The 1,901-nt window shown below is 70.4% G+C and carries 3 protein-coding genes; 1 reads left to right on the top strand and 2 read right to left on the bottom strand.

The features are described from left to right. Window positions 1-394, top strand: a 394-nt coding sequence (locus GH736_RS22110; protein WP_162529595.1) for a DNA glycosylase AlkZ-like family protein, incomplete at its 5' end; no start/stop codon positions are given. A gap of 62 nt (window positions 395-456) precedes the next feature. Here GH736_RS22110 and GH736_RS22115 read toward each other — a convergent pair. Then, the gene (locus GH736_RS22115) at window positions 457-1,020 is read right to left on the bottom strand and encodes a YceI family protein (protein WP_159607108.1); all 564 of its coding nucleotides are present in this window, start codon (window positions 1,018-1,020) and stop codon (window positions 457-459) included. A gap of 73 nt (window positions 1,021-1,093) precedes the next feature. Beyond that, the coding region (locus GH736_RS22120) for a glycoside hydrolase family 3 N-terminal domain-containing protein (RefSeq protein WP_328596949.1) at window positions 1,094-1,901 on the bottom strand (808 nt) is incomplete at its 5' end.

A 1,901-nucleotide genomic window follows, 5' to 3' on the forward strand; every position in this document is an offset into this window, starting at 1 on the left:
GGCCGGCGACGCGGTCGAGGCCTTCGACGACGAGCACCTCGTCGTCGCCGACAGCCTCGTCGATGCGGGGGCCGTCTCGCGCGGTGGCCGGCGGCATGCGCTCGCCGCGTTCGACGAGTACTTCCTGGGCTACGCCGAGCGAGGGGCGGTCTGCGATCCGCGGCACGCGCCGCGCGTCGTGCCCGGGTCGAACGGCGTCTTCCAGCCGATCCTCGTCGACGGCCGAGGCGTCGTCGAGGGCGTCTGGCGCGTCGCACGGACGAAGGGCGCGGCATCCGTGACCCTGCATGGCTTCGAGGGCGCCGTCGAGGCCTCCAGGTATCGCACGGCACTCACTCGGTGGGCCCGCTTCCATGGCGAGCACCTCGGGTCGATCGGGTCCGCGGAGGACTGACGCCGGCTGAGACGACCACGGGCGGCACCCCATGGGGTGCCGCCCGTACCGACCGGATCCGGCTACTGCTGGAGCGCCGCCTGCAGCTCGAGGGTGATCGTCACCTTGTCGCCCAGGAGCACGCCGCCCGTCTCGAGCGCCGCGTTGTACGAGAGGCCGAAGTCCTCGCGGTTGATGACGGTCTTCGCAGTAGCGCCGCCCTTGTAGTTGCCGTAGGGGTCGCCGCCGAATCCGCCGAACTCGAAGTCGAACGTGACGGGCTTCGTGATGCCGCGGATGGTGAGGTCGCCGTCCACCTTGAAGTCGCCGTCCACGACGCGGACCCCGGTCGAGACGAAGTCGATGGTGGGGTGGGTGTCGGCCTCGAAGAAGTCGCCGGTGCGCAGGTGCGCGTCGCGGTTGGGCTCGTTCGTGGTGATCGAGGCGACCTCCGCCGAGGCGGTCACGCTCGAGTCCAGGGGATCCTCGGCGGTGACGAAGGTGGCGTCGAAGCGCTCGAACTTGCCCTTGACCTTGCTGATCATGATGTGGCGGATGCTGAAGCCCACCTCGCTGTGCGCGGTGTCGACCTTCCAGGTGCCTGCGCGGTATCCGGGGATCTCGATCGTGGTGGCGGTGCTCGTCATGTGGGGTTCTCCGTGTTCGATGTCGGTGCGGCCCGTTCGGCCACACACATGCAAACGCATGGAGTTCCGCGGTCTATTCCCCGGTTCCGAGATTCGTTCCGGATTCCTCGAGCGTGCGCCGCAGGGTCAGCACCCGCGCGGCGGCCTCGTCGAGCCGCTCCTCGCTGATCCGTCCCGTGTGCACCGCACCGACGAGCGACGTGACCAGGCCGCCGACAGTGATGCCCATCGTGGCCGGATCGGCCGGCAGCACGTACAGCAGCAGGTCGGATCCCGCGGCGACGGCGCGCACCGCGTTCTCCCCCGGATCCGCGTACTCGGGAAGCCCGTTGTGCTGCAGCATGAGCATGTCGTCGGTCACGACGACCCCGTCGAACCCGAGCTCATCCCGGAGGATCCGGTGCCACTCGGGCGACAGCGATGCCGGCGCCGGATCCACCGCCGGGTACGCGAGGTGCCCGGTCATCACGAGCTCGGCACCCGCGTCGATGCCCGCGACGAACGGCACTGACGGGCCAGCGCGCCACTCGTCCAGGCCGAGGGGTGCCGACGGGATGCTGGAATGCGAGTCGCCGGGCGCCGCGCCGTGCCCGGGGAAGTGCTTCAACGTGCTCGCGACCGTGCCCCGCTCCCCCGCGACGGCCGAGGCCACCCGCGCGGCGGCACCTTCGGCGTCGGCGCCGAGCACGCGCCCCGAGATGAATGACGCCGGATCTCCGTGCTCGCGGCAACCTGCGACCGGATCTGCGTCATGCAGCAGGGACGCATCGTCGAGGACGGGCCGGCCCACCGCGTGATGGCCGATCCGCAGCATCCGCACCTGAGGTGGCGAGCAAAGCCCACTTCGCGTGACCTGACCGTCACCCCGCCTTGACGACCGC

Origin of the sequence: Agromyces humi, from assembly GCF_009720255.1 — a bacterium.
Classification (GTDB): Bacteria; Actinomycetota; Actinomycetes; order Actinomycetales; family Microbacteriaceae; genus Agromyces; species Agromyces humi.

Coding starts and splice junctions, on each gene's coding strand:
- GH736_RS22115 (WP_159607108.1), bottom strand. CDS start 1,020: ATGACGAGCACCGCCACCACGATCGAGATCCCCGGATACCGCGCAGGC.